This is a genomic window from Rania fehmarnensis (assembly GCF_056494185.1).
The window spans coordinates 4,211,544-4,236,154 of sequence record NZ_CM151398.1 but is presented as its reverse complement, the minus strand read 5'-3'; the positions used below and the strand labels follow the sequence as shown (position 1 = coordinate 4,236,154).

30 protein-coding genes and 1 pseudogene are annotated in these 24,611 nt (G+C 52.1%); 10 read left to right on the top strand and 21 right to left on the bottom strand.

The features are described 5' to 3' along the window. Positions 1-4: 4 nt before the first annotated feature. The 3 genes and pseudogenes from istB to SH573x_RS14290 all read right to left on the bottom strand — a co-directional run bounded on the left by istB (position 5) and on the right by SH573x_RS14290 (position 2,926). Positions 5-721: an IS21-like element helper ATPase IstB gene (gene istB, locus SH573x_RS14300; RefSeq protein ID WP_479356729.1), complete on the bottom strand. Its 717-nt coding sequence runs from the start codon at positions 719-721 to the stop codon at positions 5-7. A gap of 538 nt (positions 722-1,259) precedes the next feature. Continuing rightward, a pseudogene (istA, locus tag SH573x_RS14295) lies at positions 1,260-2,312 on the bottom strand (IS21 family transposase); the annotation flags it as partial. A gap of 314 nt (positions 2,313-2,626) precedes the next feature. Then, positions 2,627-2,926 (bottom strand): helix-turn-helix domain-containing protein, encoded by a 300-nt coding sequence (locus tag SH573x_RS14290; RefSeq protein ID WP_479356727.1) that lies wholly within the window; start codon positions 2,924-2,926, stop codon positions 2,627-2,629. Between the two features lie 83 nt (positions 2,927-3,009). On the opposite strand from SH573x_RS14290, the gene SH573x_RS14285 reads away from it, so the two are divergent. After that, positions 3,010-3,309, top strand: coding sequence for a rhodanese-like domain-containing protein (locus SH573x_RS14285; protein WP_479356089.1), 300 nt, complete (start codon positions 3,010-3,012; stop codon positions 3,307-3,309). A 299-nt stretch (positions 3,310-3,608) separates the two neighbouring features. Here the strand turns inward: SH573x_RS14285 and SH573x_RS14280 are convergent, their stop codons facing one another. After that, positions 3,609-4,232 (bottom strand): hypothetical protein, encoded by a 624-nt coding sequence (locus SH573x_RS14280; RefSeq protein WP_479356087.1) that lies wholly within the window; start codon positions 4,230-4,232, stop codon positions 3,609-3,611. A 217-nt stretch (positions 4,233-4,449) separates the two neighbouring features. Between SH573x_RS14280 and SH573x_RS14275 the strand changes: the two genes are divergently transcribed. Continuing rightward, positions 4,450-5,601, top strand: coding sequence for a serine hydrolase domain-containing protein (locus tag SH573x_RS14275; protein ID WP_479356085.1), 1,152 nt, complete (start codon positions 4,450-4,452; stop codon positions 5,599-5,601). Here the strand turns inward: SH573x_RS14275 and SH573x_RS14270 are convergent. Continuing rightward, positions 5,594-6,763, bottom strand: a complete 1,170-nt coding sequence (locus SH573x_RS14270) for an aspartyl protease family protein (protein WP_479356084.1) — start codon at positions 6,761-6,763, stop codon at positions 5,594-5,596. The genes SH573x_RS14275 and SH573x_RS14270 overlap by 8 nt on opposite strands. Positions 6,764-7,221: 458 nt before the next feature. On the opposite strand from SH573x_RS14270, the gene SH573x_RS14265 reads away from it, so the two are divergent. After that, entirely contained in the window at positions 7,222-7,521 is a 300-nt protein-coding gene (locus SH573x_RS14265) for a hypothetical protein (RefSeq protein WP_479356082.1), read from the top strand. A gap of 56 nt (positions 7,522-7,577) precedes the next feature. Here the strand turns inward: SH573x_RS14265 and SH573x_RS14260 are convergent, their stop codons facing one another. Genes SH573x_RS14260 through SH573x_RS14250 form a run of 3 tightly spaced genes read right to left on the bottom strand, consistent with a single transcriptional unit; the run spans position 7,578 to position 8,806 of the window. Next, positions 7,578-7,910 carry a TfoX/Sxy family protein gene (locus tag SH573x_RS14260; protein WP_479356081.1) on the bottom strand — a complete coding sequence of 111 codons (333 nt, stop codon included), beginning with the start codon at positions 7,908-7,910 and terminating at the stop codon, positions 7,578-7,580. Then, positions 7,907-8,335 (bottom strand): hypothetical protein, encoded by a 429-nt coding sequence (locus SH573x_RS14255; protein WP_479356079.1) that lies wholly within the window; start codon positions 8,333-8,335, stop codon positions 7,907-7,909. Before SH573x_RS14255 ends, SH573x_RS14260 begins: the two co-directional genes overlap by 4 nt. 6 nt (positions 8,336-8,341) lie before the next feature. Continuing rightward, positions 8,342-8,806, bottom strand: coding sequence for a DUF1569 domain-containing protein (locus SH573x_RS14250; protein ID WP_479356078.1), 465 nt, complete (start codon positions 8,804-8,806; stop codon positions 8,342-8,344). A 142-nt stretch (positions 8,807-8,948) separates the two neighbouring features. Here SH573x_RS14250 and SH573x_RS14245 point away from each other — a divergent pair, with 142 nt between their 5' ends. From SH573x_RS14245 to SH573x_RS14235, 3 genes are all read left to right on the top strand, one after another. Then, positions 8,949-9,389, top strand: a complete 441-nt coding sequence (locus tag SH573x_RS14245; RefSeq protein ID WP_479356076.1) for an SRPBCC family protein — start codon at positions 8,949-8,951, stop codon at positions 9,387-9,389. Then, the gene (locus SH573x_RS14240; RefSeq protein ID WP_479356075.1) at positions 9,386-9,751 is read left to right on the top strand and encodes an ArsR/SmtB family transcription factor; all 366 of its coding nucleotides are present in this window, start codon (positions 9,386-9,388) and stop codon (positions 9,749-9,751) included. Before SH573x_RS14245 ends, SH573x_RS14240 begins: the two co-directional genes overlap by 4 nt. A 263-nt stretch (positions 9,752-10,014) precedes the next feature. Continuing rightward, positions 10,015-10,779, top strand: coding sequence for a hypothetical protein (locus SH573x_RS14235; protein ID WP_479356073.1), 765 nt, complete (start codon positions 10,015-10,017; stop codon positions 10,777-10,779). 118 nt (positions 10,780-10,897) lie between these two features. Here the strand turns inward: SH573x_RS14235 and SH573x_RS14230 are convergent, their stop codons facing one another. From SH573x_RS14230 to SH573x_RS14220, 3 genes are all read right to left on the bottom strand, one after another. Further along, positions 10,898-11,569 (bottom strand): metallophosphoesterase family protein, encoded by a 672-nt coding sequence (locus tag SH573x_RS14230; RefSeq protein ID WP_479356071.1) that lies wholly within the window; start codon positions 11,567-11,569, stop codon positions 10,898-10,900. 415 nt (positions 11,570-11,984) lie between these two features. Further along, positions 11,985-12,224 carry a hypothetical protein gene (locus SH573x_RS14225; protein WP_479356069.1) on the bottom strand — a complete coding sequence of 80 codons (240 nt, stop codon included), beginning with the start codon at positions 12,222-12,224 and terminating at the stop codon, positions 11,985-11,987. A gap of 47 nt (positions 12,225-12,271) precedes the next feature. Further along, positions 12,272-12,595 carry a BlaI/MecI/CopY family transcriptional regulator gene (locus SH573x_RS14220; RefSeq protein ID WP_479356067.1) on the bottom strand — a complete coding sequence of 108 codons (324 nt, stop codon included), beginning with the start codon at positions 12,593-12,595 and terminating at the stop codon, positions 12,272-12,274. A gap of 276 nt (positions 12,596-12,871) precedes the next feature. Between SH573x_RS14220 and SH573x_RS14215 the strand changes: the two genes are divergently transcribed. Further along, entirely contained in the window at positions 12,872-13,654 is a 783-nt protein-coding gene (locus tag SH573x_RS14215; protein WP_479356065.1) for a DUF4058 family protein, read from the top strand. Between the two features lie 207 nt (positions 13,655-13,861). Here the strand turns inward: SH573x_RS14215 and SH573x_RS14210 are convergent, their stop codons facing one another. Continuing rightward, a complete protein-coding gene (locus tag SH573x_RS14210) occupies positions 13,862-14,521 on the bottom strand; it encodes a hypothetical protein (RefSeq protein WP_479356064.1) in 660 nt (219 codons plus the stop codon). A gap of 338 nt (positions 14,522-14,859) precedes the next feature. Between SH573x_RS14210 and SH573x_RS14205 the strand changes: the two genes are divergently transcribed. Continuing rightward, on the top strand, positions 14,860-16,263 hold the full coding sequence (locus SH573x_RS14205) for a right-handed parallel beta-helix repeat-containing protein (RefSeq protein ID WP_479356062.1): 1,404 nt from the start codon (positions 14,860-14,862) through the stop codon (positions 16,261-16,263). Between the two features lie 170 nt (positions 16,264-16,433). On the opposite strand, the gene SH573x_RS14200 is transcribed toward SH573x_RS14205, so the two are convergent. From SH573x_RS14200 to SH573x_RS14170, 7 genes are all read right to left on the bottom strand, one after another. Then, on the bottom strand, positions 16,434-17,006 hold the full coding sequence (locus SH573x_RS14200; protein WP_479356060.1) for a nucleotidyl transferase AbiEii/AbiGii toxin family protein: 573 nt from the start codon (positions 17,004-17,006) through the stop codon (positions 16,434-16,436). Then, a complete protein-coding gene (locus SH573x_RS14195) occupies positions 16,993-17,238 on the bottom strand; it encodes a hypothetical protein (protein ID WP_479356059.1) in 246 nt (81 codons plus the stop codon). Before SH573x_RS14195 ends, SH573x_RS14200 begins: the two co-directional genes overlap by 14 nt. 170 nt (positions 17,239-17,408) lie before the next feature. After that, on the bottom strand, positions 17,409-17,750 hold the full coding sequence (locus SH573x_RS14190; protein ID WP_479356057.1) for a YciI family protein: 342 nt from the start codon (positions 17,748-17,750) through the stop codon (positions 17,409-17,411). 56 nt (positions 17,751-17,806) lie between these two features. Beyond that, positions 17,807-18,691 carry an SgcJ/EcaC family oxidoreductase gene (locus SH573x_RS14185; RefSeq protein WP_479356056.1) on the bottom strand — a complete coding sequence of 295 codons (885 nt, stop codon included), beginning with the start codon at positions 18,689-18,691 and terminating at the stop codon, positions 17,807-17,809. Between the two features lie 59 nt (positions 18,692-18,750). Continuing rightward, entirely contained in the window at positions 18,751-19,281 is a 531-nt protein-coding gene (locus SH573x_RS14180) for a VOC family protein (protein ID WP_479356054.1), read from the bottom strand. 13 nt (positions 19,282-19,294) lie between these two features. Next, positions 19,295-20,053 (bottom strand): YciI family protein, encoded by a 759-nt coding sequence (locus SH573x_RS14175; RefSeq protein ID WP_479356052.1) that lies wholly within the window; start codon positions 20,051-20,053, stop codon positions 19,295-19,297. A gap of 245 nt (positions 20,054-20,298) precedes the next feature. Next, positions 20,299-21,552, bottom strand: coding sequence for an RNA polymerase sigma factor (locus SH573x_RS14170; RefSeq protein WP_479356051.1), 1,254 nt, complete (start codon positions 21,550-21,552; stop codon positions 20,299-20,301). Positions 21,553-21,884: 332 nt separating this feature from the next. Between SH573x_RS14170 and SH573x_RS14165 the strand changes: the two genes are divergently transcribed. Together SH573x_RS14165 and SH573x_RS14160 are read left to right on the top strand one after the other, a co-directional pair. After that, positions 21,885-22,169 carry a hypothetical protein gene (locus SH573x_RS14165; RefSeq protein ID WP_479356049.1) on the top strand — a complete coding sequence of 95 codons (285 nt, stop codon included), beginning with the start codon at positions 21,885-21,887 and terminating at the stop codon, positions 22,167-22,169. Beyond that, positions 22,141-22,596: a hypothetical protein gene (locus tag SH573x_RS14160; RefSeq protein WP_479356047.1), complete on the top strand. Its 456-nt coding sequence runs from the start codon at positions 22,141-22,143 to the stop codon at positions 22,594-22,596. Before SH573x_RS14165 ends, SH573x_RS14160 begins: the two co-directional genes overlap by 29 nt. Before the next feature lie 383 nt (positions 22,597-22,979). Here the strand turns inward: SH573x_RS14160 and SH573x_RS14155 are convergent, their stop codons facing one another. After that, positions 22,980-23,792: a class I SAM-dependent methyltransferase gene (locus tag SH573x_RS14155; RefSeq protein WP_479356045.1), complete on the bottom strand. Its 813-nt coding sequence runs from the start codon at positions 23,790-23,792 to the stop codon at positions 22,980-22,982. Positions 23,793-24,019: 227 nt separating this feature from the next. Then, positions 24,020-24,535 carry a hypothetical protein gene (locus SH573x_RS14150; protein ID WP_479356043.1) on the bottom strand — a complete coding sequence of 172 codons (516 nt, stop codon included), beginning with the start codon at positions 24,533-24,535 and terminating at the stop codon, positions 24,020-24,022. Between the last annotated feature and the right edge of the window lie 76 nt (positions 24,536-24,611).

Genomic DNA, 24,611 nt, shown 5'->3' with positions numbered 1-24,611 from the left:
AGAATCAGGAAGAGGCCTGTTGGTTCTGGGCCTCTCGTTGTCGATTGGCTTCCTCCAATCGAGCGCTCGGTACATTGAGCTCGAGGATCATGCTGTGGTGCACCAGTCGATCGATGGCAGCGGCTGTTGTCATCGGGTCTTTGAAGATGCTCTCCCACTTCGAGAACGGCAGGTTCGAACTCAAGAGGATACTGGCTTTCTCGTAGCGATCGGCGATGAGTGTGAAGAGCACTTCCATCTCTTCGCGACTCTGTTGCACATAGCCCAAGTCGTCGATGATCAAGGCAGAGAACTTCATCAACCGTGATAACATCTGTGGCAGTCTCAAGTCTCGTTTGGCAGCCAGCAGATGTTGCACTAACTTCGCACATGGTGCAAAGCACACTGTGTGACCCGATCTCACGAGCGCATCTCCCAATGCGCTCAGTAGCAACGTTTTCCCAGAACCTGGTCTGCCGAATATCAAAACGTTGTTGGCAGTTTTCAAGAACTCGCCGGTGCGAAGTATTTCCATGCGTTGTCGAATGAGCAGTGGAAGGCGATTCCAATTGATCTGCTCCCAAGTCTTGTTGCGTTCCAGTTGGGACGTCTTCAGTCTTCGATAGACTCGATTCTCCCATCGCGATTGGCATTCGAGTATCGTCAACTCGTTGAGATACTCCAAGTGGCTCCAGTTCTCCTTGGCTGCTTGCTCGGCCAGTGTTATCGCACTGGTCCTCATCGTTGGCAAGCGAAGCATCTTCAAACGGGAAACCATTGCAGATGGGTCGAGTTGCCTCGTCGCAGGGTCCGTTGGTTTCGTGATCGAGGATTCGTTGTGATTCATCCAGCACCTCCTTATGCTCAAGCAAAGAATCGAAATCATCGAGATCCGGTATCTCGACTTCACAGTCTTCAATGGCCGACGACACAGCGATCGATTGAATATCCTTCAGCATGGCCAACGCTGACTTCTTAGTGAGCGTACAGTCCATGGCAATCATCTTCTGAGCGATTGATTCAGCCACTGCCAATCCTTCCTGCTTGGCGCACTGAAGCACATGCAAGTAGACGCTGGTACCAGCAGGTTCATTCAATCGTTCAACCAATTTGTCGAACAGCTGTCGAAATTCGATAGAGGGATACATGTGCTCACGGTAACGATAGTGCGCGAATGCACCTGGCTTGCGAACCAGTGAATCGATCACATGCCGAAAGTCGATGAACTCCTTGTCTTTTCCGATCATGCGAGGCATGGCTAGTTGTTTCTTGCTTGCGTACCACAGCTCAACTTGATCAGCATGCACACGCACGTTAACTCGGCGACCGATGAAGCAGCTTGGAACCGAGTAACGATTCTGCTTTACAGTGATAATTGAGTTTCGATTGACCGTACAATCGAGCTGTGTATAGCAAGGGAAGTCAGTGGCAGGAAGTGCTGCTAGGGTTGATTGCTCTCCGCGAAACTGATCTTCGCGTGAGTGGTTGCGAGCCTGGAGACATCTAGTGAGAAAGGCTTTGTACTGCGCCAAGCTTTCGAAGCTTCGATCACCGCGCAGTCGAAGGCTTTGATCGATGTAATCTTTAAAGTGTCCATGCGATGACTCGCAATCTCCATTCTCTTCAGGCGCTCGAATGTTAATGCGATGAGGTTCGACCTGGAAGTGGCTCAGCAGTCGCTTGTAGTTGGCACGAAAGTGACGATCTGTACTCAGGTTGTTCACCGCAGCTGACAATGAGTCAGTACGAAGGCGCATTGTTACTCCGCCGATCGCTTGGAAGCAACGTTGAATGCCACCAGCCAAAGCTTCGAATGATTCCGATTGACAGACCTCGGCATACTCCCAATTGGAGAATGTTAACACGCCATGAAAGACCATGTGATCAAAGCGCTGATGGGCAATCATCACACCGAGTTCGTTCATGCTCGAGAAGTCCACTGCCAACACATCGCCTGGCTCATGTTCTTGATCAAAGAAGACTTCTTGTTCGACTTGTTGTTCGACCTTCCAGAGGTTCACACGTCGCTCAAGCGTGCGCTGCCACTTGGCTGAGAAGCTATCTGGATGCCGTCGACACATCTCTTCCAAGAGGATGTATGGTTTGAGCTTCGGATCCTGCTTGAGCAGGCCTTCAATCTCAAGCCAGAACGGAGCCAGCGGATCATGTCGCGTTCGATACGTACGCGGCTCTCTTGGCGCTGGCGGCTGTTGTTGATTGAGAATACTCGACACTGTTTTGCGATCCATTTTGCACTTCCTTGCGCAAGCTGTTATGCCCAGTCCCTGATTGCACAGTCGACGAACTCGTGCTTTCTGACTATCCGTTTTCATGGCAAGCCTCCGTGAAAAAGTTGCTTGCCATAAGTTGAACTCGCCCACCACCGCGCGGGGAATTCTAATTGTCGCTGGACGCCATAAATCCTTTTGCTAGCGTCACTTAAGCACGGGGAATTCTAATTGTCGCTGAGAGGCGAAACTGAGGATTTTTAATTGTCGCTATACAGTTGGTGGATCGGGTTGGATCGTCAACAGAGTGGAATTCAGTCGTGGCTGATGAGCCTACCCCACTACAACTTCGATTCCATTGGCTGCTCCAGCAGGCTCGCCTGCCGCTAGTCAAGGGTGTTGAGACAGGAGTCATAAAATCAATTTATCTGCTTGGGTCGAAACGATGATCGATAGGCGTTGGGGGTTCGCCCAGTGGCTCTGCGAAAGTGAATTCGAAGCAACTGTGCTGAGGTGAAGCCAGATCGAGTAGCAATCTGGTCAACGCTCAGTGAAGTTGTTTCTAGTAACTGCTGTGCCACCTTTATTCGTTCAAACGCCAGCCATTGTACAGGTGTCGTACCGGTTTGATCTCGAAAGCGACGAGCAAATGTGCGCTCGCTCATACAGGCACGCTTGGCCATCGACTTGACAGAATGTTCTTCTGCCAGATGCGCCAAGATCCACTGAAGCAATGACCCAATCTGACTATCTTCGCAACGCGTAATTGGCCGATTGATAAATTGGGCCTGACTGTTGGGATGTGCATCATTCGCTTGCAAACGACGTCGCGAACTTTGTACTGCTGGACGTACGATCGGAAAGTCTGTTTAAGTCTGGTCATGTACCCTCAGCCATTCATCTGCCGCATTCACAGATACGTACCGAGACGCTTCCGCAATTGCCAACAGGTGGCATTTTTGTCGTGTATTGTGCGGGACCTCACTGCAACGGCGCAAACAAAGCAGCCATCAAGATCGCACTCTTAGGGCTACCAGTCAAGGAAATGATTGGTGGCATCGAAGGTTGGAAAGACGAGGGTTCTGAACTTGCCACTTGCTAATGACGAAGTCGTCAGTTGAATGCGGAACTTCTTGTCTGCCACATGTGGCTGCGACGCCGCGTGCGAGCTAGCATCTGGAAGCAGTGGAAGTATTCATTAATCGACCATTGAATATACGGGGTCAGGTCTCATTTTCGTGACTCAGCGGGCGTCCGCTAAACTTCTCACGTGGTTAACTTCTTGCTGGGCAAGGTCAAGTAGGTCGCTGATCAACTGGGGCAGGTCTGGATATGCCCGATTATCTTGGTTGACGGCCAGTAAATGAGACCTGAACCCGTTATTTCATTTGTTGGTTATCGCTACCATTTTGAATACTGGATCTGCCAGATGGCCTCGCGCCATGGTGCTGTCGACAGTGTTTTGTGAATGCCCGCATTTAGGATCGCCACTCGTGAGTTTTGACGTTTGTAATAGGATACTGTCACCATATAGGCCCTTTCACCTGCCTCAGTTGTTGCATCCATTTTGTCGTCGAAATACCACCGGTGTTCGAAGTCCTTAAACCAGTCGGATTCTCTTTTCAAACCCGACGATCTAAGAATTGATTCAAATTCTCGTTCATTAGGGTCGCGAGGGAAACCTTCGAGAGCGTTTGCGATAGATATCGCTCGCGGAGGGATTTCATCCTGGGCTATCAGAAACTGTCCTTGGCCTTGAAACGCCGCGGGGCGATTGGGATCGCGGCATCCGATTAATGTAACAGCGAGCATGAGAAGGAGCCACTTCATTGTTTCAACTTTAGTCGCAATAACGCCTGGTATAACGAAGTCGCCGGGATTGATTTCCCTTTGGCATCGGACGCTTTCAGCGACTTGCGCGCATCTCTTGGTTCCGCTCGCTTGCGTCGAGTTGCCCCAAGTCATTGCTCCCCGAATTAACTTCTCTTTTATGCCAGTCGCAACCCCTGCTTCAACATTCGACATTATGATTCTCCACAATGTTTGGTGTTCTGGACCGGCCTGCTGTAATATTACTCGTTGGCGCCCAGCAATGGGAGCACACGCCACGTCACCTTTGGCGCACTAGTTATCCCTACGCAAGTGGATACGTCCATTTCGGGATTAGGGCACTCTACGTGTCAGGGCGAGTTGAGGCTCGAATGAACTACAGAATCTGAACAAACTTAAGGCGATACTTGCAATGATCGGGCTGCTTGCCTTTGCTGCAGGAACACTTCTGGGTGTTTTGGCGATGGGTTTCTTCTGGTGGTGCTATGATTCGGTAGTGAATGAACAAGCTCTCAATCCTCTCGCCGAACTCGGCCAAATGCCATCGTCCCTATCCATCGCCGAAGTCGGTACGTATGTAAGCCGGTTGGGCAAACGTTTTCACGACAATAATGTTGCCTGTGTAGCCATTGTGGCCGTTGTGGGAGATCGACAGAAATATTATTCCTTCGGAACTTTGCCCAACGGTGATCCACCCAGTGAAGACACGATCTTTGAATTAGCCTCAGTTGGTAAGACGTTTACTGGACTATTTCTGGCAGATCTGGTGACCCGTGGAGAGATTCAACTCGAAACGCGGGCCATAGAATTGTTGCCAGACCTTGTCGAATTGTCGACCGCACCTATAGCGAGAGTCTCGCTCAAGCATCTCGCTACTCATTCATCCGGTATGCCATCACTACCTAACAACATGCCCGCCACGAATCCGAAGAATCCGTACATTGACTACACAGTTCCACTTCTGCATCAAGAGCTAGCCAAATTGGACTTGCAATCTGACCCAGGTCGGACCTACGCGTATTCAAACCTCGGTTTTGGTGTTCTCGGCCAATGCATATCAAACGTTGCGAAGTGCGATTATGAGACGGCAATCGTGGATCGCATTTGCCGTCCACTCGGTATGGACGATACTCGTATGACATTAACAGCGACACAGAAATCCAGAATTGCGCAGCCTCATGATGGTAAGCTCGAAGTGGAGGTATGGGAAGACACAACCTTAGCAGGAGCAGGATCGTTTCTTTCGACGCCCCACGACATGGCCATTTACATACGCGCACATTGGGACGGAAAGGTACCGGCGCTGGGCGATGCCATGCTACTTGCTACTCGAAAAACTGGCACAACAGACCATCCCCAGCGCTCCATGGGACTTGGTTGGCATATTGATTCCGAGAACGCGATGGACATTATCTGGCACAACGGCGGCTCGGGTGGCTCACGTTGCTACGTCGCGATGCTTCCGGACAAAAAACTTGGTATTGGCGTATTTGCTAACTGGTCACAGGCAAATGTCGAGGAACTTGGAAAAAAGCTCTTGTACCTGCACCTCCGACTTAGCTAGGGCTAGTGGACGTCCGTGCTTGCTTCTTGAGTCTCCGTCTCCGCCGCCAAAACAATGCTGCCGATAACAAGATCAGGCCTGTGGCAGCTAAGCGCAATACGACGCGTTGCGGATTGCTATAGGGCGCGTCCAAGTTCCTATTCGAATGGAAGTAAACGACACCATTCTGATTATCCAGCACCAAATTGAATCTCTTGAGAATATCGTTTCCCAAGAGTCCGATCCTGTCATCGTCCCCCTTTTGCGAATGGACGTTGTAGTTGGTATTCGTGAAAACCAATCCGCCAACATGAATTTCAGGACCCTTCGCGCCTCGGACGAGAGGTCTTGCCAAGCGGGTCAATTCATCACCGAATTTGCTGAATCGATGCAATGGGCTGGGGGCCAGGATGCTTGTGTAGGCACCAGTGTCCAGCATGAACCAACCCTCTTTTACCGAATCGGCCACGCCAATCTTTCCACGGACAAAGGGCACGGTGCACCCGTCCAAGAAGATCGCTTCTCGATGCCAATCACTGGAGAGTTTGGGGAGTGAGCTGTGTATGGACAACGTCATCTGGTCGTAATCAATCTCGACTACCTTATCGCGAAAAAGTGAGTTCCCGACAATCATGTCCTCACGGTGAGTCATGTTGTCTGCTACGGCAATATCCACTCCGCTCCAAATCAATCCTCCAATCTCAAGTTGATTGTTTCGACTCAATGGCACTTTTTGGATGCCACTGGAGTTTTGAAGGGTGATCGTTTCGTCAAAAGTAGCCGCTATTTTCGAAGTAGATGACTCCTTGATAATCGTCCCTCCGGCACCGAGGTCAAATTGTATGTTCAGGATCGATCCATCGTTGATCCTACCTTTCAGGTAGATCTTGTCATTGTCACCTAGTGTAAATGGAATTCTGTCCATTGAGTCGGTTGAGTTGGAATTGGCCCGGCGGTACGAAACAAGCTCCTTGAATTCGGCAAGAATCTCTCTGCGAACTTCCGTTCCGTCTTCAAAAATAATTCGGAAAGGTCGTCTCATCCCATATGTCACGGGGAGAGTCAGTGACTCAAGATCCGTGACGATTGTCACATCGTGTGCCCAAAGTGGAATCTCAACGTAGTACGGATCGGGATTCTGACTTTCGGGCGTGATGTACCAATAGTTCTTCTTCGCGTGCAATCCATCGATGAAAGTCAGGTTCTTCGAACGAGCGCGAATCGTCGGCATCTCTTCTGTTGGTGCCGATTGAGTTACTCCTGGTTGCGAATCTTTTTCGCTCGTTTGTCCGTACACCGCTCCAGAGACGTCTAGCCAAACGCACGCGAGGAATGGCAGCATAAAAAACCAGTCAATCTCATTCCTGCTTCTGGCCACTATTGGTGCCCTCAATCACGAATTGTACTCTGGCCACGTGCCTAGAATTGCGATTCTGTATCATAAAGGATCTCACGGACCTCCTGGGGGCAGCGGCACGCCTGGGCAAACTCGGCAGCCTCGCTCACGCCAAGGCGCGAAGGCGCAAAGAAGTTGACGCAAGTATCTTTGCGCCCTCGCTCCTTTACGTGAGAGATGCGCTCGCGCCCGATCGGCCAAACAGGACTGCTATCGGCGGCGGCGCGCTCGTTCATCGAGTAGGAGTGCGAGTACCGCTGCGCCAAGTAGCCTCCGGAGTTCCAGAATGCCCAACTCCCTGGTGTGGCATGGTATCGGGCTTGAATGGACAGACAGTCAAAATTGAATTTCAAGAGCGCCTGGCCGGCGGCGGCCCCTTTTATGCGTCGCCAGTAATGGGCGACGACAAAGTCTACCTGGCAGCGGCGCGAGGTCATCTGAGCATCTTATCCGTGAAACCATGGCCACCTAAGCAATTATCGATTCATGACTTGGGAGAGCGTATCATGGCCACACCCGCTCTCTGCGAAAAGGACTGGCAGTGAGAAGTGAAAAATCGTTGTGGCTGTTCGGAGTTGCTCTGATGGATGTGTCCACGTGCTTAGCGAGTCGGCAGTGATTGAACAAATTTGACAGCCGCCTCTATCCAATACTTCAAATTTGCGTCCGATTGGATTCCCGCTGGCTCGACTCGTGCCCAGCCTTTCATGATTTTACCGGTGATATCCATCGGCTTAACATGAGGCATAGATTGCGTAACTTCATGATCCTCCTTTGCAAGTCGAACGATGAGGGAGCCTTTCCAAGGCCCAACACACATGTTGCCGTTAATCATAAAGCACAAGCCTCCAAACATCTTTTGCTCGGAGTAGCCTTTGCGACGCTTCATGAAAGGTCGGATATGGCCAACGAGGGCTTCGTCTTCTTCGGTCATTGCGGTTTCTCCTGGTTGCGATAAATCCATGCGAACAGGAAGCCCCCGAGCAAAAATTGAATCGCGAGATAGGTAGTCTCCAACGCAAACCATGTCGAAAGAGGTTCGATGGATTGCTTGGCAGCTTCCGCTAGCACATGAACCGTCCAATGGTAGCCACCGATGAGGATCGCAAATTTCAACGCACCGGCAACCAAAGACTTGCCCTTGCAGAGTTGCGGATAAATAAGTGAAAGCAAAATACCCTGGAGCAGTATGGCGCCAAACCCAAAAGCGATGATGGGTTCCTTACGGGAGTAGCTACCCAGGCCATCGTAAGTTTCCTTGAATAGAACCAGATGCCAAACAAAAGCTAGTGGAAAGGTGACCAGCAAATACCCGATCGTTCCGAGAAGTACCTTGGATGGGGAATACGAAGGATTCATTTGTGGCTATCCCTTTATGAAGCTCATTTGCATTTCGCAGTGCCGCAAGTTGAATTGGTCCCATTCGTCGCGCGTGATATAACCGAAAGCAGGATGCATCACTCGATTGGTCTCCGACTTCATTCGGTCAACGGCCTTACGCAATTCGCCCAGAGCTTCTCGTGTGTCGATGGGTCCCGGTTGAAATCTATTAGGCGCTTTGAACCCCGCCGGCAGTGAATCGTACAAATATTTACGCTTCATCAACATCGTAAAGATAACTCGGATCGGCCAAGGTAGCACAAAACCACTTCCGTCAATGGAACTTTCGATAGCGTCGGCCAAGTGTTTGAAGATCTGGCCCGGCGACCAATTCCCGAGAGTCTGAATGGAGTCTATCGATGCAATTCGCTCAGCGTCGCTAAGCAGATCATCGTAGGATTCATACCGAACCTTTCTTCGACCTTCGACTGATTTTGTACTTACGGTCATCGGCTCCACCTCATTTATCGTGCATCTATATTCTGTTCACCGTAATTTACTCACTTGACATTACGTGACCTTTGGGTAACGTATTTAGACTGCGTTGACTTGTCAACCCCTTCAACCTCATATTCACGCCGGAGCGAACGACATGAGTCACAAGATAGAGCTTTCACTTGATCTCGAGCAGTCTGTAGCAATAAGCTCAGCTCTGGGAGATGCCTACCGCGCATTGCTGAGTCGCTTGACGGATGCTAACTCGACACCGGACAACAAGCCGATGCCGATGGTTCTTGAGCAGTGGCCAGGCGGCCGATGGTTTCGCGACCTGGGTGCCGGTCAGGGACATTTTTGGGCATTTGTGCAGGTGATCAAGCCACCAACGCTACTCGAACTCCACGGTCCAATGTTTATGTCCTATCCCGTAGCGAGCCACATGCAGTTTCGATTGACGCAGGTCGCTGGCGGCGTGGAGTTGTACTTGCGCCATCGAGTGGTAGGGCCAATGGAAGAAGATCACCGGACGCGAGTTAAGCCGGGATGGCAGTATCTCTTGGATCAGACCAAACGTTTGGCCGAGCAGTCGAAATGAACAAGCATGATGCTGACGAAACATGGAAAGCGTTGTCAGACCCGACGCGCCGCGCGATACTTGACCTGCTGCGAGACGGACCGAAGCAAACGACAGCGATTGTCGAACGCTTCCCAGAGCTTTCGCGGTTCGCAGTCATGAAGCATCTGGATGTGCTTCGATCCGCCAAACTTGTGAATACACGAAGTGAAGGACGGATTCGCGTCAACTCGTTGAATGCAGCCCCTATTCGCGACATCCTCGAGCGGTGGATCAACAAGTATGAAGCCTACTGGACAAACACACTACTTCGCGTACGAGATGACGCAGAACGAAAATCGCAGAATTCAACTGCTAAGAAGCGAAGCAGTGGCGCTTCGTAGCGAACGAATTGCGGTGTTCGAATCCATGCGTTCTTGCTTTCGCTGAAACTGCCTCAGTGAAGGTTGGTATAAAAGTCATAGCACTACCGAGAACCCAGGTAACCTCCCTTGCTTGCAATATAAGAGCAAGTACGACAATCCAAAATAAGATTTGAACAAGTGTAGCGACAACCCCCGTAGCTGTCGCGCATGACCCAGCATAGGCCATGCCAGTTGCCCTAGCCTTAGACACTGACTTCAACAACTCATAAAAGAAATGAATCATGCCGACCCATTCAATCATTCCTACAAGTCATGGCTCGTTAGCCGCTTTGCTGATTGCCATTCTGATTGCGGAGTCAGTGGCACCGGTATCTGGACAAGACGTCGACAGACAGACCAGAGAACAAATCGGTGAGGCTCTGGGTAAGCCGGTGTATCGTGACGAGATTCGCACCGAAAAAAATGTCACCCTTGATGGTGAACTTCATCGCCTTTTCACGGCTGCCGCCATTGCAGAGTATCGCAGTCAACACGAAAAGGAAATTACGCCAACGCCGCCTGAAATTTCTGCGGCAAGGAAATACTACGATGCGAAACACGCTGAGCGCATGAAGGAGCAGGAATCTGAACTGCTCGATTTGCTGAAAGCGATTGACGCGAAACTCGCCCTGGCGGAACTCAATGCGGACGAAAGAAAGAAGCTGCTGAACGAAAAGCAGTCGGTGGAGAGAATGCGACTTCCGCCGGGTGAATTCTATGCTGCCTGGACAATGAAGAACTGGAAGTTCCAACAACACCTTTACAAAAAGTATGGTGGTGGCCGCCTGCTCTTCCAGCAGGCCGGAGTTGAGGCTTTCGATGCGACCCTCAAGTGGCTCGAATCCCTTGAGGCTGCTGGCAAGTTCAAGATCACAGATCCGAAGTTGCGATCCACGCTCTACGAATATTGGACACGTGACCAAGGCTCGTGGATCATTAAGGAAGAGAAGGACATCCAAGAGTTTATAGAGCCAGAGTTTCTTCGCAAATCGCCCAAGAACGAATAGCCCAAGAGTCGTTTACGATGCACCGGCAGGGCGGCTACGCAATGCCGGAACGAACACGAGCAAGCATTAGTCTCTGGCTCTCGGTTAACAGGGCTAGTGGAGAGTTAACGCGTGTGACTCAGGCGTACATGGAAAGTGGAAACACGCGAGTTGCGCCTGCCTGTGAAGCTTGATAGACAACATTGGTCTGCACATCGAGGCATGAAAGCCATTTGCCGCCGTGTGGAAAAGTATCGATGCACACCCACCCATTAAAAACAAAGGGAACTCCGCTCGTCTGGGTCGTGTGCCCGCAAACAACTCGCTTTCCGGATAGATGCGGCCGTTCGCAACCGCCGATGTGTTTCCACCTCAAGAAGTCGGATGTTTGGTTTGGCAGTGACAATCTCGGTTCCAGGCACGCATGAACAAATATTTCCGACTCCGTTTCAAAATAGGGGATGGTCGAAACGAGCAAGCGAATGTGATCTGCCGGTATGTCATCTATTGACCCACCGTACGATTCGAGAGTTGCAGTACCGCCAGCATCCAGCCACGCTTGGAACATCCCCTTTCCACAAATCGCGTTACGCATCATCTCCTCGTGATTGCCGTCAATCACGAGAACTCTGCATTGGGTGCGAAGCAACAAAACTTGGTCGACGACTTCCTTACTGGATGGTCCCCGGTCAATCAGATCGCCAAGAAAGACCAGTGTGTCAGCTGAATTAGCAGAGATCATCTGCAGCAGCGCATTTAAAGCAGCGTGACAACCGTGAACATCACCAATTGCGAGAATGCGACCAGCCATCGATTTGTCTCTGCGTTACCGACTCACCCAATCGCGGCAAGTACTTGACCATTAGTTTAGCACCGTCAGCGACTGGGAGTGAGTTATTAGAGCGAGCTCTTGCTTGCAAGTTTAGCATAATGTAGGGCTTCGTCGATTGCACGTCGCCCCCTCGCAGAACCGGACGTACGCCGTTAACGCATCCGGCTCCGGTTGGCGTCGCGCAAGTAGTGCCGCAGTCCTGCTCCTGCTCAAGCATCACGCAGGCAGACTAGGAGTAGGGCAAGCATTGGGTTGATGCATCGAATACCGGGCAAGTCGACATCGCCGCCTTCGGCGCGCACCTCATGTAGCACTACATGTTTGTTGCCGCACCGATGCCATAGATGGTCTGATCATTCTGGGATCTTGCGAGCAATTCAAGCGGTCCTCGCTACTATTTTATTGCTCGGGGAGCATCGGATAGTTCCTGCATGTCGATGATCCGAGGCGTCAATGCGACGATCATCGTGGTCTCCGCATCGGCACCTGGCTTGTTATCGAATACTCGAGGAATAGCCACGACCACCGATTCACCCGCAGCCAGCTTTACCGCTGAGCTTACTTCATACTGTTCCCTGGCTGGCACTTGCACCGTGAACAGAGGTTCTGCGTTGTTCGTGGATCTTAGTGGCAAGTTCGCAAGCGAGACCTTACCAATGCTAGTTGCCGTAACTTTGAAGGCTAAGGTGACGCTGTCGTCATCGCCAGCTTTCGGAGTGAGAACAAAACTCGTACCGTGTCGCCACCGAAAAGGCGCTCGAGGAACGAGCGACTTGCTTGACGTACACAGGCGTCTCTACGAACCGCAGGCGTATAGACATACTTCTTGCCGTTGGTCTCAGTTGCCAGCGCGCCTTTGCGAACCAATCGATGAAGCATTGTCTTTACCGTGGCCGCGCTCCAACCATTGTCGGCAGCAATTTGATCAACCACTTCCGCCGCTTCGATCGGAGAGCTACTCCAAATCAAGTTCATCACAACCCACTCAGCATCCGATATTTGCACGTGAGCCTCCTTCAGTTTGTGGCCACAGATTACACATGTAAACGGTAGTTGGTCAATGCCGGTTCTGAGTTACGGGCAATTTGCAGGTTTGTCCGCAACGGAGACGAAAGCGCTTGGGCAGCCTGCGAATCGATGCAATGGCACCATGCGAATATTCGCTCTACGGTTGCCTGGCTGTGCGGCCATGGCGTTTCGATGGGCCTGTGCGAATTTAAGTCCCATCGAGTAAACTGAGGGGGAGATTCGCATCGTACCAGTTACAGGTTTGAATGAAAGATGAAAAGTCCCTTTCCAGGAATCGATCCCTATCTGGAACAACATTGGGGTGATGTCCACACTCGCCTCATGGTTTATATCAGTGACCAAGTTGCTGATCAGTTGCCAGGAGACTTGCAAGCGCGTGTTGAAGAGAGCGTTTGCGTGGACTTGGATGAATCGTCACGCTGGATCTACCCGGACGTGAAGGTCGTAGAAAGCCTGGAGACAGCTCCTGGAGCAGGTGTCGCGATAGCAGAAGCCACCATTACCGAGCCGACCATCATTCCGCTGCCAAACGAAAAACCAACTCAGCGGCACATCGAGATTGTAGACATTAATAGTGGTAACCGAGTTGTTACGGCGATCGAATTACTCAGCCCAACAAACAAGAAAGAAGACGCGGGTAGAAATGCCTACCGTCGAAAGCAGCTGGAGTATATCGCGGCGGGTGTCAACCTGGTTGAGATCGACTTCATACGCACTGGCTCTTTCATCGTCGCAGCTCCCGAGGATAGGATTCCTTGGGATATGCGGACTCCGTACATCATTTGTGTCCGTCGAGTACAACGTCCTGAACAAGCGGAAATTATCCCGATCGCGATGGATCAAGCCGTTCCGAATTTCCGAATTCCACTTCGACCTTCTGATGCTGATATCGTGCTGCGATTGCAACCGCTGCTGGACGATTGTTATCGACGCGGTCGCTATGCTTCCATCGATTACACAGTTCCTCCGCGCCCACCGCTCGACGCCAAAGCTGCGGTTTGGGCCGAGAAGTTACTTCTAAGTCCTAAATCGTGAACGCAGGAAGTTTTTCGGTAGCGCAACTTCTCGTTCGAGTTCGAGTTCGATCACGCCACTCGAGAGAATGAGTGAATCCATGAAGATCTCGTTCGTGCCAAGAAGACTTAGCGAGACAAAGACTGGCCAACGCTCCGCCGCCCTTGCCTCTCCACCCATGGAAACCTTCGTTATCCGCGCAGCGTTAGCAGGCGGCACTGAAACAAGTTACACCATTCTGATGCTCGTCATGAATGCTGAGTAATCAACGATCATCTTGGTCCCCAGCTGTGGCGCGTCGTACATACGAATCGTATAAAACGCCGTTCGTTGATCGACTACCATTGTCTTCATGCGGACGGGCGTTGGCTGCATGTTTTCGTGTTCGAACGTAAATGTTGAGTCGTAAACTGCCGCGTCGCAAGCGGAAATCTTCAGTTGCCATCTTGGAGAGACTGTCACAAAGTCCCTTAGGATACCCGCGCAATAGTCACAATCGTCCTGAAGGACAACATCAAGTAAGTGAGTATCCGCTGCTCGTAAAACATCGTTGGGAGTAAGGCGATTCAAGAAAATAGTGACACCTGGCTCAAAGCGGTCGGAGTCAGCGTGCATCGGCTCTCTTGTTACAGTTAGTATCGGCAACTCCGTGGCGTCAACAATCAATTGTGATAGCCCAGGGTCATCAAAATCGAGTATCTGACCAGCTTTGACATCCGCCATTTGCCGGACGCTGGCGAAGTGCCAACCATCCGGTTTTTCGAAGGCGATACCCAGCCTCCGATTCACATACTGATTGTCTGAGATCATGATCGCAGCGGTGGGAGATGCCGCAGTTGCGATTGCTGCACCGCACAGTTTTAAAAATTCACGACGGCCAATTCCCATGATAATCTGTTCACACAACCATCGACCACGTTGCCTCAACACCGATCGAATGCAAGCGTAGCAGCCTGTATCGTACCATTCAAGCATGGAACTTCTGCTACCTCCCATTCACCTCCAAACAAACTGCCTGCAGTACATTCAACTCTCAACGTGCGCGAACCTTTGCTTCGCAGACAGCAGCTTCTGGACGTGTCCGAGTCCTTAGCAAAGGATGTCCGACAACGCGCGCTCGTGCTAGCTAAAGCTCAGTCGGTAGTTGTACAACGTTAAGGCCCCCACTACACTTTTGGTGTTGTTGGTAACTGTTTTTTTTGCATCTCCCACCGGAGCAAGCTGACATGATAATCTCCATCCCGAATCGACGAGAGCGAAGTCATCGATGCGGCAAGCGGAAGTGGCTGCGATTCGAATCCCTGGAAACCCGCGCTGTGCTGTCGGCGACAATTTTCGTGCCGACTGATTTTGCGACGATCCAAGCAGCGGTAGACGCGGCAGAAGAAGGCGACAAGATCCGAGTTTTGCCAGGTACGTACACCGAGAGCGTTACGATCGACAAGGACAACCTGGAGATCAAAGCAAGCCAAAGGCTCGCAGCTATTGTCAAGCCAGCCATCGACGGCAATTTCATCTTCTTTGTAGATGGAGCACACAACGTCAAGATCGAAGGCTTTGAGGTCAGCGGGCCCTTCACTGCCACCGAGTTTTCCGGCATCGAGGTTTCCAACGGAGGCTCGGCAAAGATCAAAAACAACTTGATTACCAAGATTCGGAACGAGCCGCTCAGCGGTAACCAGGAAGGCATTGGCATCCTGGTGATGCAACCAAATGTACCAGGTACCGCCAGCGCTGTGATTGAAGACAACGTGATCACCGACTACCAGAAGGGCGGCATCGTCGTCAGCGTTGGCCTGGGTTTGGTCGATGTTGATGATATTGTCGCCGGCGCCAAAGCGCACGCGAAAATTGAAGATAACGTCATCACCGGTATCGGTTTTACAAGTGTAATTGGCCAAAACGGCATCCAAATCTCCGATAAAGCCACGGCTGAAATTGAGAAGAATAGAATCTCTGGCAACTTCGCCGATCCACTCGTGGCCGGCACAGCTGGAATCCTTATAACCGATTTTGCAGGACCGACAGAGGTTTCAAAGAACAAAGTCTTCGACAACCAAATCGGCATTTGGGTAATCGATACCACGAACGTGGAGGTCGACAAGAACAAGGTCTACGACAACAGCGAAGGAGGTATCTTTGTAGACTCCAGTTCCAATGTTGAAGTCACTAAGAATGATGTCTACGACAATGAGTACTATGGCATTTCACTGTCTGGCTCAACAGATGTCGAGATCTCCCAAAACGACGTCTTCGGCAATGGCCTGAACGGTATTTCGTTATTCAGCTCTTCATTTATCGAAGTTTCGAAGAACGACGTCTACAATAATGGCTTCCAGGCTGCGGCCGATGACGAAGGCGCAGGCATTCTGCTGGTCGACTCGACCAACAACTGCATTTTCAAGAATGAGGTCAGCGATAGTTACTTGGAAGGCATTGCGCTGCTGGGTGAATCGACCAACAATGCGATTATCGATAACGAAATCGAGGACAACGGAAGTCTTGGGTTGTTTCTGGAAGCGGACAGCGTCGATAATTTCATTGCCTTTAATGAGTTCGACGACAACGTGGGCGGTGCCTACGTCGACGAGTCAGGTTCAAATACCTTCTGGCGGAATAAGAAGAGGTAGCTTGAACACACGCCAAGTGGGCCAGCGTCTTCTCACACTGGCCATCGAGTAACTGGCGAATAACGGACAATCGGTCTCTCTCGCGCGTAACATTTCGATTAGGGTTGCGCGCGGGGAGCTTTCGTTTTCTCTACGGAAGTTACGGCAAGGTGCTCGTATAGAGTATTTTCCTATCGTATATCGTCCGATTCGGAGAGGACAATCTCCAGCAGCGCTGTCAAACCCCGCGCGTGAGCAGATTCACGAATAGAGGTCTGCTGATCTGAATTGCAATTCCGATAAATGCCCCGAAAATCGCGACGGCTCCTATGGCTTCCTTTATCGATCCAAATGAGCTTAGACAGTGCCGCATCGATTCGAGAGACAATCGGCAGATAAACGCCCTCGAAAAGCTCAGCGGTTTCTGATCGCCCTAGCTCTCCTGGAATCAACTCTCGTGGGTAGATGTCCAGTTTCAACGACTCCCTTGTATCAAGCAACTGAAACATCTCTTCCCGCACGACACCCTGGCGTATCACTTCTGCTGTGTACAAGAAGTTTGATCGGCTAAGCGCATCGATTAATTCGTCGAGCCGTCTTTTGGTAACTTCTGGCGAAACAACGATATCAATATCTTGAGTCAATCGGGGCTCGCCATAGGCAGAGCTGATTGATCCGCCAGTAATATGAAATGGGATTTCGAGTTGCCGTAAGATCGAGACGAACTGCTCGACCGTGCGCTGGAAAGCTTCAACCGGAAACATTGGCCAACCGACCGTGTATCATTTCAACGACAGCAGGCTCCGACTCATACAGCTTCAGCGCGACATGCCATTTTAGTTGTTCATCGGTAAGCTCAGGAAATTCATTCCGAATTCGAGCCGCTATCTGCTGACGAGTCCACGCGAGCATGGCAGCCGATCGCTCAACTTTTTCTTTGATCGACATGGCATCCACGCGCCGCTGATATTCGATTTCGACTTCGGTGGCTTGCATATTTCCTCTTCGCGTGACTCCCCTTGCAGCCTTCCAGGTTGATGAAGCCCCAGTTTGCTATCTCAAATTTTACTGGGAAACATAGCCAGAGGGTAGCTCCGTTTCCGCTCCCCGCGCTGATTCCACAGCGTCGGCATCGAGCTCAGTGTATTGGCCCTAAAGCGCCAGTATCACGACTCTGGATCGTAGAGGATCTCACGGACCTCTTGGGCGCAGCGGCACGCCTGGGCGAACTGGCCAGCCCATTGCAGAGCATCATCACGAGTGGGGACTTCGATGATCGAGAACCCGCCGAGGACCGCTTTGGTCTCAGGAAAGGGGCCGTCGGAGATGGTGTGGTCAGATTCGACGATGATCGCCTGTTGGCGCCGTATGCCACAACCGAAGATCCAGACACCCGCTGCTTTGGCCCGGCGGACAACGGTACGTGCTGCATCGCCAACGGACGGCAGGTCCAGTTCGGAAATGTGGTCCATCGAGCCATCGTCGAACGAAATTAAATACCGGGGCATAGAGTGGTCCTTCGTGAAGGTGCGACATTCTGAGATTGGTCCAGAAGTCGTGCCGGTCAATTCGCACTTCCATAGTCGGGCATGTCGAGCTTGTTTGGATCGGTTATAAACCACGCTTGGCTGTTCAATGGATTGAACGGTATGGAGACGTGTTCATGAATCACTTTCCACTTGCCATTGATTTTCCGATAACCCACCGTCACGCGCATCCAAGTTTGGCCGCTGGGATGGTCGGCAGGCGTGGGGATAAAGTGATGCATGCAGTGAGCGAAGGCGGTATCGCCCGCGACGTGAATCTGAATGTCGCGGTGTTCTGATTGGAATTGCTCGGGAAAAAAAGGCAGGCAGTTTTCCCAGACTTGTCGAATACTATCCGCACCAACAATCTTATACGGAGGAATTGCGTCGTATAGCACGGCGTCTGGTGCGTAGTCTTTGACCAGGCCAGCCGCGTCCTTAGCTTCCAGCGCGCGGGACCACTCGTGCATCATATGACGGATCTCTGCTTCGTCGCCCGACATGTTCTCGATGGTAGTGTAGAGTTCTTTTTCTTTCTCGATCAGTTCGCCTGTCGGATTGACTTCGGCAAAGTCTTCGATGCCGAAACAGGGACGAATCTCGATGTCCGATTCTTCGTTCATCGGATTGGGACAGCGTTTGACCCAATCGATCGCTTCTTGCATCGAACGGACTTCCCAGATCCAGAAGCCGGCAACAAGTTCCTTTGTCTCGGCGAACGGCCCGTCTATAACCGAGCGGTTCGCGCCGCTGAACCGGATGCGTGCCCCGGCACTGCTGGGCTTAAGTCCTTCGCCCGCCTTCATGATTCCGGCCGCGACCAGCTCTTCGTTGTATTTTCCCATGTCGGCCATCAACTGTTCGCTGGGCATCTCACCCGCTTCGGAACTGGCGGTGGCTTTAACAAAGACTATGACTTTCATAATTCGATTCTATTGGCTTGTGGTGATGTTTCAGTGGACGTATGTGGAGCGTGAGGTGACTACGGATTTTCGCCGGGGATCATGACCATCCAGACGACGTTAAATTTGTCTGTCACCATGCCGAAGCAAGGCGACCAGAATGTCTTGGTGAGCGGCATTTGCACGTTGCCTCCTGCGGACAGCGCGTCAAACACTGTGTGTGCGGTAGCTTCCGTGTCCACGTTCAAGGCCAACTGAAAACCGTGCAAGGTGGATTTGTCGTCGCAGCCATCGGAAGCCATCACTCGGATGCCGTTGACGGTAAACGACGAATGCATGACCTTGTTCTCGAATCCGGCTTGAAGCATACCAGGCGGCGTGGGGTCAGGTGATTCATTGAAACGCATTACCATTTCAACTTGCGCTCCAAGTGCCTGGCGATAGAATTCCAGTGCCTCTTCGCAGCGACCGGAGAAAAACAGATAAGGGGTAATAGCGCTAATCACGATTTCACTTTCTGTTGGAACCAATGTCTGTAAACGCTCAGCGAAGAACGTTTCGCCGGGCGTGTGGCTGTTATCTAGTCGATTCGAATGGTCTCGAATCGACAACAATGGTCGTGGATTACGAAGTTTTCTGAATTCCTGACACGTCGAACAGCGGACGTACTTCGACTGTGCCAACGCGGTTCCCCGGATGGCGTGCAGCAAAACTTACTGCTTCCTGCTGATCGCCAGCCAGGATCAAGTAGTAGCCTCCGAGAACTTCTCGTGTTTCCGCGAACGGCCCGTCGGAAACGTGGCGTTGTCCGTGGCGTATGCGAATGGACGTCGCCGTCGAGCTGGGATGCAGAGGCGATGCGCTGATGAATTGGCCGCGCCCCTCAAGTTCACGCGTAATGCCCACGGCTTCCATCATAGCCGCGCGATGTGCCTCGGGACCGACAGATCGCCAGTACTCTTCGTCGTCATAGCACAAGAAAATATAGGGCCGTAATGAAGCGTCGTGCAGATGAATCAGCTCGAACCTCTCTGGGGGCAATTCACTCAACTCAAAAATTGGACGAATCTCGATCGTTCCCTTCTTGGCTGGCGGCAAACAGCTCGCAACTGCAATGGCTTCGTCCAGGTTATCCAAGTCGAGGATGTAAAAGCCGCCGAGTTGTTCAGTTGTTTCGGCGAATGGGCCGGTTGTGACCTGTGTCTGGGCGTTCCGCACTCGCACGCAAACGGCTGACGCCACATACTCCAATGGCGAAGCGGCGATCAACTTTCCCTTCGCCGCCAGGTCGTCGCAGATTTGCATCGACTCGACCATGCAGCCACGCCGAGTCTCATCAGTCCAGCAGCTTTCCGCGCTGTAGACCAGGAACATGTATTTCATAAGTTGACTCCCGTTCTGAAAGCCCAAGGATCCAAATTTTACACACTGTCCGGAAAGGACATCCGGACTCGTCCTCCCGCTCGAGCCTCCATTTGATCGACATGGCTAGTGAATCCATGATGCTCAAAGGCCGTGGACATTCGAGCCGTTCACCTAGTTATCGAACGAGAAAGGCCTGCATCGACAAAATCGCGTTTATTCGCCTTCAATACTGTGGGCGAGGCTGGCGCTGGCTTTGACAAAGTTCATTCCTCAGCGAGCAACTGCAACTTGCGTGTGAGGAACCGACGTTCAGGTTCCTGCTTAGTCAGCGACAAGGCCCGCTCAAACGCTTGCCGTGCTGCCCGAATGTTTCCCAGTTGCCGCAATAGCTCGCCGCGAGCCGAATGCGCCAGATAGTATTCGACCAGTTCGTTGCGTGAGAGGATCGCGTCAATCAGCTCGAGCCCCGCTTGCGGACCATCACGCTTCGAGACGGCCACGGCGCGATTGAGTTCCACGACCGGAGATCGTGCGGCTCGCAACAGAACATTATAAAGACCAACAATGCGGGGCCAGTCGGTGTCGTCGGGAGTCGCCGCATCGGCATGAACAGCAGAGATCGCAGCTTGTAAGGTATAGGCTCCCAGCCACTGCGATGCGAAGGACTGTTCGATCAATCGCTTGCCTTCGTCGATCATCGCACGGTTCCAGCGACGACGATCCTGGTCTTCCAGCAGCACAATATCACCCTCGGCATTGGTGCGTGCCTCGCGGCGGGATTCGTGTAACAGCATGAGTGCCAGCAGCCCCATCACTTCCGGATCGGGCAACAGCTCCAACATCAGACGAGCCAACCGCACTGCCTCGCTCGACAGGTCTGCTCGCGTATGTGCGTCGCCTGACGACGCGGAATAACCCTCATTGAAGACCAAATAGATCACTGAGAGCACAGCTTCCAACCGCTCCGGCAAATCCGCCCGCGATGGGATGACGAACGGAATTCCCGCATCCCGAATCTTGGCCTTCCCGCGCACTAGCCGCTGTGCCATTGTTGAAGGTGCCGTCAGATATGCGCTGGCAATTTCCTCGGTGGTCAATCCACAAACCTCGCGCAGCGTCAGTGGCACTTGAACTTTCGCATCAATCGCCGGGTGGCAGCACGTAAAGATGAGCCGCAGTCGGTCGTCTTCGATCTCCTTGCCGGCTCGCATCGCATTGGACGTGGCGATCTCCTCCATTCGCTCGGCAATGTCCAGCTTCCTTTCATCTAGCCGCCCGCGCCTTCGCAAAACATCAATCGCTTTGAATCGGCCCGTTGAAACCAGCCACGCGCGAGGGTTCTCGGGAATACCTTCCCTCACCCAGCATTCAAGCGCAGCGGCAAAGGCTTCGTGCAAAGCTTCTTCGGCGAGGTCAAAGTCTCGCAGAAGCCGTACCAAGGTCGCGAACACTCGCCGCGCTTCAGAGCGATAAACTTCCTCAATTCGTTGATGTATCTCGTTGGGTTGTTCCGGCATCAATCGCGTTTCACTTTCATGGCCCTCGTCTTAGGACTTCGAATACGGAACTGACTGTGGTTCAAGCTGTGTTCGCCATTTTACGCGATTGCCCCTGGCCACCGGCACGTAGTGATCAAGGTTCTCTTGCATCGCTGCTTTAAAAGTAGCGACTAGATACCTTCAAATCAATGGAAATCAACCGAGCCGCAACTGGTGTGACGATTGCCGAAGTACCAGTCGATGCTGGCTCGGCGCTATTTTTTCCGCTCGGGTTAGAAACGCCAGTGGTATCATGACCACTGGGCCAAACTAGGCAAGACGTCAATCGAGGCAGCGTTGGAAAGAGAATCATGAGCAAATCAGAGTATGAATGGGAGCTAGATCCGTATTGGATCGAGGCGATGAAGAAAGCGGAAACGGTTTGTTCCGAGCAGACTGAACTGGTAATCAATCTCTCTGGGTTAGGGAAGATGATGTATCGAGAGGACGGACCAGCGTACAAATTGATGAACGCCATGAGCGCCATCAAGGAATCGGGTGGCGACAATTACTATCGAAGTGCCCCTCACCTCTTGTTGGCGATTCTCGTGAAGCTTGCTAGTTACAGTGACCAAGATCATGCTCTTAAACGATAATTCCACCGGGGATGCACCGATTGTTGAACCGGTCACACCGAAGAAAAGTTTTTCGATCTGGTCGCTGCTGGTGATCACGACGCTACTGGCTGTGTGGCTAGCAGTACCAAGGAAGTCAGAATGGTTCGCGATGCACAACGACCACGTCGCGATTTATTTTCTCGGTCATCAGCTTTTGTTCTGGGTGCCGCTGGCTGTCATACTCTGGTTGCTGACCGGGAAGAGTCGCTTGGTACTATGCCTTGAGTGCATCGCCATGGTGGCTACATTAGGGCCATTGGTGGCTGCCTGCCTTGAGCGCCTTGTGCGCCAATCTGACAACCATCCATTGACTGAGATTATCTTGAGGTCTGCAGGAGTCTACGCTGGATACGGACAATTCTACGACTGGATGTACAAGGTGTTAGGCTACGGATCCAACGACTAACACAGCCGACTACTTGTACGAGATTCGCGAAAGGGCATGCGCTCCCGATTTGTGTAAGCACGATCGCCGCGATACATTGACGCGTCGATACACCTTAAGGGTCACCGAAGTTGGTATCTATCGTTCTGGCAGACATCCTGTTCAGTTGAGGCTCCACCGAGGTCGACTCGGTTAACCACTGACTTGTGCGGCTAGCCAAAGAAGTCTGGCTTCCACCGACCAAGGTCGGTGGAGAGCCGATGCAAGAACCAGTGTGAATCGCACTAATCGAGTTTCGCGACAGACCAGTGAGTGAGTTTGTCGGGATGCAAGCACATGTAGACGCCTCTCACGCCATCTTCGACGCGCACTGAAGCGACGTGGACGCATTACTTAGAGAGCTGTCATTTCTTCATGGCGTGCGAAATCGAGCAGATACAAGTCAATTCCGCATCGGGGCTGTTGATGAGGCTACATGGATCATTGGGGTCGGTCGCTTTTTTCAATTGGGCGGTCTCGCGGGGCTTCAGCTCCATGTGTACGAAGTTCAGCATGTACCTAAGGTGTCGAGTCAAGAACTCACGAGTTGCGGGGTCGAATGGACTCGAGCGGTCGGCGGCCAAAGTGCGTCTGACCGTTGGCTTTAGTCCAGTATCGCGAAACTCGGCCCGCAGATTGCGCGTCTGGGCGAACTTGGCTGCGTCCCCATACCGATGTTCGCACTCGTCACGCACCGCCCGCTGCACGACATGCTCCAAGCCGACGGGCCACGGTAGCAACACATGATGGTACTCGTCGCTTTCAAGCACCGCTACCTGGCCACCTTGGCGCAATACACGGGCGAGCTCTCGCAGGGCTTTAAGAGGGTCATCCAACGTAATGAAGCTCTGAGCGCACCATACAAAATCAAACGAGCCATCGTCAAACGGGAGGTCATAAGCGTTGGCTGTATAAAACTCTACGGCCAGCGTCGTCGAGATAGGCTGCACGGCGTTTCGAGCATTCGTCAAGCACTCTGGGGACAGGTCAGCCGCAATGAGCGCGCCGGACCGCATGTGTCGCGCTAGCAGGCTAGTATAAAATCCATTACCGCACGGCGAGTCGAGAACACGCGCATCCACAGGAAGATCATACGAACGAATGGCCGCTTCCAACTCAGGCCGAAATGCCTGCTGGAAAGCCAACATGACGCCGTCGGATGCTGACGTAGTGCTCATGAATTCGCTCGATCGTGTCGCGGGGTACTCGTGTGATGATTAGCAAAAGAGATTTGCAACTCTTCCCTGACGATACAAGTCTCGCGCCACCATCGACCGTGTTCACAGCTTCAAAACGAGAGTCGCACAATACTTCCGTGATCTTCTTTGGCCAGGGAGTGCGAAACACAGAACACGCCCAAGCAAATGCCGGGGCGCGTTCGTTCAGAATTGAATTTCGCAGACCGTTATGTTCGCTTTCGCGACGAACTAGCGACGCGTTCCCACGCGTCCTTGGTCGCAAACCTCGCTTTGTCCCAAGTTAGCTTGGTCTCGCCTTTTTCTGCTTCCCACTTTCTCCGAAGATCGCTTTCTCTATCTTCAAATCGCGAATTCGCATCGTACGATTCCCACCCAGCACGATATGCAGGCTCGAACTGTTCATAGTCGAGGTCAGTTTGTGCATACGGACGGCTCGCGTAGTTGGTCCGCCAGTAATCAGTTTCAACGGTCGGGTCGATGCCTTCAGCGATTGCCTTGCCGCCCAAGCCACCCGCAATTCCGCCGACAACCGCACCCACTGCTGCTCCCACTGGCCCGCCGACAGCGCCCGCCACTGCCCCTGCTGCTGCTCCACCCGCTGCAGCGCCCAGACCGGTACCCACAGGGTGAGAACCTGGCTCGCCAGTCAACGGGTCTTCATTACGTTCGTCTGCACGATCACGATTAGGTAATGAGTTTGAGTTCTTGGGTTGTGCCATCATCGCGCCTCCGATAGTAAGGATTTCAGTAAACCTGATCTCAGCAGGTCCATACAGATCGAGAGAAGCAAACGTTGTT